This is a genomic window from Actinocrinis sp., assembly GCF_035938995.1.
Classification (GTDB): Bacteria; Actinomycetota; Actinomycetes; order Streptomycetales; family Catenulisporaceae; genus DASZGI01.
In genome coordinates this window covers 1-6,268 of sequence record NZ_DASZGI010000245.1, presented here as the reverse complement: position 1 = coordinate 6,268, position 6,268 = coordinate 1, and the positions used below count along the sequence as shown (strand labels likewise).

Below are 6,268 nucleotides of genomic sequence, written 5' to 3'. Positions count from 1 at the left end.
GGGGAGCCTTGCAGTCCGGGCGGGTGAGCGAGCGGCGTGGCGTGTCACGCCCCGAATCCCGCGTTCGCGCATGATCCGGGCCACCCGTTTATGGTTGACGACCAGGCCCTCCCGCCGCAAGGCCATGGTGACCCGGGCCGCGCCGTAGGCGCCGCCGGACTCGGCGTGGATGCGAGCGATCGTTACAGGAGCTGTTCGTCGGCCACCGCGCGGCCCACGGGTTCGTCGCTGCGCCAGCGGTAGAACCGCCTATGTTCCACGCCAAGCACCCGGCACAGCCAGGAGATGCCGAGCTTGCGGTGCTCCTGGACCAGCTGCGCGCCTTATGAAATCGGTGCCCGCCCGAAGAAAAACAATCAGCTGGAGCAGCACCTGAAGCTGCCGCCGGTACTGCTCGTTGTCGCGCGTGTGTAGTTCAACCTGGCGGCGAGGCGTGAGCAGCTCGCGCTGATCGATTCCGGACGTTGTGACCGGGCGAGAACGTGGAATAGTCGGCACGGGCGAGGACTGTGGCAGGGAACGATCAGAATAATCGAATTCGAAATCCGCACGTCAAGCCGCTGATCGCAAAGCGAAGGTCAAGTGTTGTGACACTTCAGGGGGTCAGTTCACAGCAGCTCGGGCAGGGGCACCGGTGTGTATGTCACCATGGACGCGGGATCCTAGGGTGTAGGACCCACACGCCGGTGCCCCGCCGCGTAGTTCATCAGGGTGTTGTGCTCATCATCCCTGGTAGACGTCAGTCGTCCAACCCTGGTAGGGCGGGTGGGACTCGAACCCACGACCCAAGGATTATGAGCCTACATCCTGATATGCCAACCCATATTCAGAGGTACCGGCTCGCCCCGCCCTGTCCGGCCTTCACCCGATCTCCAATCCCGAATCTACCGCCGGCTGTCGCCGAATGCCGTCCCCGCCCCTCCCACTTCCCTCCCACATCCGACCGGACGATGCGTTCATGATCCCTCTCACCATCGGCTGCGGTGAGAGGGATCATGAACGTAGAGACCCGCGCAACACCCTATCGACCGAACACGGTGATACCTACAGCGATCGTGACCTGCGCGGATGAATATTCGGCACGCACAATGCCGGCTGCGAGCCGAGTATGAGTTGCAGCACTCGCAGGAGACTCGAAGATCAGAACCCGAAGCAATTTATCGACGCGTCCTGGTAGCCGGCAGCTCACGGCTGGCTCTCAAGTATCTGCACCTGATCGACAATCTGGCAGCTCGTGGGTAGCGGATGGAAGACCTACAGGGCCGACAACCGCGATCTATCAGTTGGTTTGTTGCATGGTCGCGCTGGTGATGATGCCGTTGACGACAGTGAAGGTTCCGGAGAAGTTCTGCACGGAGCCGTCGGTCTGTGTGGCTGTCAGCTGAACCGCGGCCGTGCTCGCGTCGATGTCCTGGGCGGTTGCGGAGTCCTGTGAGGTGTTCGTGAAGCCGGAGACGAAGCCCTGGTACGTGCTGTCCAGGTTGTCACCGCCGAGATTCCAGGCTTGCTGGTAGTCCTGCGCGTTGATGGCGGCGAAGTAGGCAAGCACGACGCTGGCAGGGTCTTGTGAGCCAGGGCTGGGCGAGGCCGAGTCGGTGCTCGTGTCGGAGCCGGTGGGCGTGGGTGTGTCGGTCGAATCGGATGGCGAGGGGGTGTCGACGGTCGGTGTGTCGAAGGTCGGGGTTGGGCTGGGGGGAGCCGGGGACGCCGTGGACTGAGGGGCACCGGCCGCCGCGTTCTGTCGGTTCGGCGCGGAGTGGTGGTCCTGCAGTGTGTGGACCAGCGCGTAGCCGCCGCCCGCCACGACGGCGACGATAGCCGCAGCGAGCAAAGCCGGAAGGCCACGCGGGCGGCGGTCCTGCTGTCGGGGCGGGGACTGTGAGGGTTCGTAGCTGCTCCAGTCGCCTGGTGCGGAGTACTGCCCGAGCAGGGATTGCTCACTGACGAGCGCGCCGCTCGTGGTCAGCTTGTCGAAGTATGCGCTCGTGACCGCGGTCGGCTGGAGGTCGGCGTTGTCGGGGACTGGCTGAGCGGGCGCGCGCCCTGCGCCATTGTCGGCCGGTGCGATCCCGTGCGCCGCAATCGGCGGTCCGGCATCCGTGACGAGGCCGCGCACCTGCGCTGACTCGGCGATGACGTCGGCGATGCCGGATATGCCGGGCAGCGACGACAGTTCGGGCGGGAGCTTGGCCACGGAGTCTTCGTCCTCGAAGAACGAGGCGGGAGTGTCTGCCGACGTGGCGAGGGCTCCGAGGACCGTGGCCTGCGGCCGGTCGGCCACGAAGACGGTGCAGCCGAGTTCGTGGTGGATGCGCCGCGGCAGTTCGGGCACCCGGGCCGCTGCGTCCAGGAGGTAGATTCCGGTGAGCGTTCCGGGTGCGGGACGCAGTTGTCTCAGCAGTCCGATGAGGCTCGCGGTCGCCTTGCCCATGAGGTCTGCGATGGCGCGGGAGTATTCGCTTCGGGTGATGCGTAACTCAGTCTCGCTGTTCTGGACCGGAAGCCCAACTGACGAGTGTTCGGCCAGCAGCTCGCGTAGACGGCGGATCTCGGCCGGCGGCAGACCAGGTTCTTGCACGCCGGTATGGGCGGCGATGAGTTCGACGAACCGGCGGTCGAGTTCTGCCGCGGACAAGGCGATCGGGATCGGGTCGAGCGCGCTCGCGACCACCGTGTCAGTAGCTGTACCTGCCGCGTTCGCGTCGTTGGCCACGACGGTTGCGCTCGCGGCCTGATCGTCCATCGTGACCACGATGATCGCGGTGCCCTGCGGGAACGCGAGCGTGCTGCGGAAGTAGCGCGCGGCAGCCACCGGGCGGCTCACCAGTTCCGGGTCGGGCAGGTCGGCCTGCCGGGCAGCTGTTTGCATCCGGGCGATCTCGTCCGGACCGCCTTCGCTAAAGCCGATCAGGGCGAGCCGTGCGGGCGGTACCGCGTCGCGCTCACCGCGCGCCCGCGTGGCCACGGCCAGGACCGCGCTGACTGTGTCCCTTGCAGTTGCCGTGGTGCTGACGCCGCCGCCCACGGCCGGGGGCTTTAGCAGCCTGATCCGACCTGCCTGCGCCACCGCTGCGCGCGGCGCGGGTGGTGCGCCGTGGGCGTCATCTGTGGGACGGAACTCGACCGCGAGTTCCCAGTCTGGCTCGTTCATCGCACACCCTCCTCTTGTGCGGCGGCCCGCTTAGCCAAGCGGAAGCTTTTGGAACACGGCGACCAGCGTGGAAACGGCCGTGGCCAGGGTGGCCGAGCTGCCCAGCACATCGACGATCGTGCCGATGCGCCGACGCAGCGGCCCTGCTTGCGGGCTCGACTCTCCGGCCGCCGCCTCGGCCTCGTCCAGAGCACGGTGCACGTCGGCGGCGTCAGTTTCCGCGAGGTCGACCTCGCCCGCCGCACGGGAGCGCTCCAGCTCTTCGCGCAGGGCGCGCAGCGCGGCGATCAGGTCCGCGGGCGTGAATGAAGGGTCCTGCTGACCCGGGTCCCTCACCTCGTACGATTGGCGCACGCCAGTGTTGCCGCCTCCGGCGATGTTCCCTGCGACCGTGGAGCCGACGATCTGCACGCCGTCCCCGCGGTTCGTAACACCGTGCCCGCTCGCCGGACTCCCGGGGTCATGCGTGCCGTAGCCGTTCATGGTTTCTCCCTGTGGCCTGACGGTGGTGTGTGCCTGCGAAGTAATGGGCTGCGGCTTAGGTGTGGACCTTCTGGTTGACATTGATGTTGTGGCCGCCCGCCTGGTTGCCACGTACTTGCGAATTGACGTTCTGTACGCCGCCGCCGAGGTTCAGGTTGTTGTTGACGATCTGAGAGACCCGCTCGAATTCCGAGGTGTCGTAACCCGCGCGATCCAGCTCCCGCAGCACCGCGGAGAAAGCGCGCTCGCGCACGGCGGTGAAAAACCGCTTGACGTCCATCTCTTGGAAGAGCTGTTGGTAGCGGCGTTCCTCGCCGAGCTGGCGCAGGCTGAGCCGTGGCGCGTAGTCCACCGGGCGATTGCCCTCCCGCATCCGCCGGTACCACTTCTGGCGCGATCGCCTGCGTTGTATCGAGCGCAGTAGGCCCCAGGGCTCAACGACGGAGGTGAGTACATCGCGGCCGAAGTACATCAACGCATAGCGCACCGCGGCCACGCCTTCGGGCCAGGGCTGCGGCGGCAGCGCCGCGTCGACGATCCGGTAGCGCTCGGCGATCGGCGGCAGCACGAAAGCCAGGCCTTCCACCTGCAGCAGGCCGCCCTGCACGTATGCGCGCACGAACACGGTCGTGATCAACTGGTCCTGCCAAAGGCGGGTGCGCACCTCAAGGTAGTGCCGGAGGCGTTCGTGGGAGCCCAGATCGAGCAGGTTAGCCCACTGACGGTCGAGGGTCTGCACTCCGCTGTCCTGGTCACGGACGCTGAGCCGTCCGTACCATTCGTCGGGCGGGTCGCGACGCACGGCGTTGCGGAACACCCGGTCGCGCACCTCCAGACGGTGCAGCATGTCGCCGGGATACAGCTCGCCGGCGCCGAGACCGGCCAGGCCCTCGGCCATGGCGCGATGGATCGCGGGCACTTCCAGCGGACGGGGCGCCGCGCCGCGCCCGCGCAGCTCGTGGTTCGGCCGCAGCTCGATCGGGAATGACCAGCCCTCGTCCTCGAAGCGCACGCCCGCGCCGACGAAGGGCGAGAAATCGGCGTACAGGGTCTCGGCCTCGGCGGGCCGGTTGCGCAGCCGGTCGAACACGGATGCGCACCCCGGGAACATGGCCCCGCTCTCCGCCTCGGCGCGGTTCTGGTGCAAAGCCGCGAAGCGCCGCATCTGGCGGTAACGCATGTACGTACCCACGCCGGTCAGCGCCAGCAGGAAGAAGAGACTACCGAAGATCACCGCGAGCAGGTGCCCCGAGCTGGACCCTGACCCCGGCTCGTACGCCGGAGTCGGGTAGTAGCCGCCGAACCCGCTGCCGCCGTACGAAGGTTGCGAGGAGAACAGTCCACTGATCCAACTCCACACGTACTTCAGGACGATGAAACCGACGCCGAGCAGGCCGACGCCGAACACCCCGGCGATCACGGCCCGGCTCGCGCCACGCTCCTCGGCAGACTTCGACGATTGTGCGGCCAGTACAGCGGCGCCTCGCGAAGCGAGCCACAGCAGTACCCCGACAAACACCCCAACGCCGAGCGCGATGAGCAATTCCGACGGTGCGATCAAGAGGCCGAGCACCACGATCAGGATGATCGCGCCGCCCGCGATGGCCGCGTCACGCCGCACGGTCAGGCACTCGTCCAACACGCGGGCGAGATCGACACCGGGCGAGGCGGCGGGCACCCGATACTCGTTCTCCATCAGCTCGCCGATCGCAGCGTTACGGAAGGAGCGATCCAAGTGCGCAGCAGCGCACAGGTGCCGCGTCGCATCACCGCCAGCCGGACCCGCATGGAACTCCAACGCGTCAGCGGGCCGCGCCGCAGACACCGGCGCAACCTCCACCGCGTGCCTGGCACCGAACCCTCCGCCATCGACGTGCGCGGAACCCTCAGTCGCAAACGCCACGCAGCCCACCCCCTTCCGAATATTCACGACACGGCAGCCAGGCGGCGACCGGCGAAACACGTGACCAAACCCCCACCGCATTGCTTCCGCGCAGTGCGGCACGATCGGCGGAGACACAACACTCACCGACAACCCGTCCGAGCAGGTGACAGTGGCGAGCACAGTTTCCAGTGCAAGAACGACACCGGCGCGATCAGCCACGTCATGGAGCGCCAGGCTCGGCCGGCCTTACAATCACGCGCAACGAAAACAAGATGAATGCCCGAACATGGTCTCTCCCCAGAACACATGGCCCAGGCCCACCGCGTGTTAGACCGCGGTCGACGTTGCCAAGGTAGCGCCACCAAGCAAAGCGCACGCGGGTTTCTCAAGTATTGGCACCACGCCGAATTAACCACGGCCGCCCGAGGGCAGGAAACGCCCGCAACCCCACGGGCTTGCAACAGTTAACACACGTGTAGAAACACCACATCACAGCCCAGGCAGATTGATCCACCCCGACTTGGTTGGAGCCCCTCAAGCAAGCCGGAACGGATCAATGTGGCCGTAGTTGTCGGTCAAACCTTGCGACACCGTCTTCCCACGGACGTGTGATCTCCCAGAGTCTGCTGTTAGTGTCCATGTGTTTTCGGAAAGCTTCGCATTGCCATGATCGATGCAGCGGGGCAGAGCACCGCCTCGCGACGCAGAGTGTCCGCGGGAGGTTTCCGATAAGCCAGCAGTGGAGTGTC

Annotated in this window: 4 protein-coding genes; all 4 read right to left on the bottom strand. The window is 66.4% G+C overall.

Annotated features, from left to right (window positions below; translation table 11 throughout):
- The coding region (locus VGZ32_RS17200) for an IS3 family transposase (RefSeq protein WP_414642559.1) at positions 1-171 on the bottom strand (171 nt) is incomplete at its 3' end.
- 1,108 nt (positions 172-1,279) lie between these two features.
- Positions 1,280-3,151, bottom strand: coding sequence for a hypothetical protein (locus tag VGZ32_RS17195; protein ID WP_326887073.1), 1,872 nt, complete (start codon positions 3,149-3,151; stop codon positions 1,280-1,282).
- A gap of 30 nt (positions 3,152-3,181) precedes the next feature.
- Positions 3,182-3,634, bottom strand: coding sequence for a hypothetical protein (locus VGZ32_RS17190; RefSeq protein ID WP_326887072.1), 453 nt, complete (start codon positions 3,632-3,634; stop codon positions 3,182-3,184).
- Between the two features lie 55 nt (positions 3,635-3,689).
- Positions 3,690-5,738, bottom strand: a complete 2,049-nt coding sequence (locus tag VGZ32_RS17185; RefSeq protein WP_326887071.1) for a hypothetical protein — start codon at positions 5,736-5,738, stop codon at positions 3,690-3,692.
- Between the last annotated feature and the right edge of the window lie 530 nt (positions 5,739-6,268).

Bases quoted from the DNA above. Each gene is read 5' to 3' on its own strand.
- VGZ32_RS17195 (WP_326887073.1), bottom strand. From the start codon at position 3,151: ATGAACGAGCCAGACTGGGAACTCGCGGTCGAGTTCCGTCCCACAGAT.
- VGZ32_RS17190 (WP_326887072.1), bottom strand. From the start codon at position 3,634: ATGAACGGCTACGGCACGCATGACCCCGGGAGTCCGGCGAGCGGGCAC.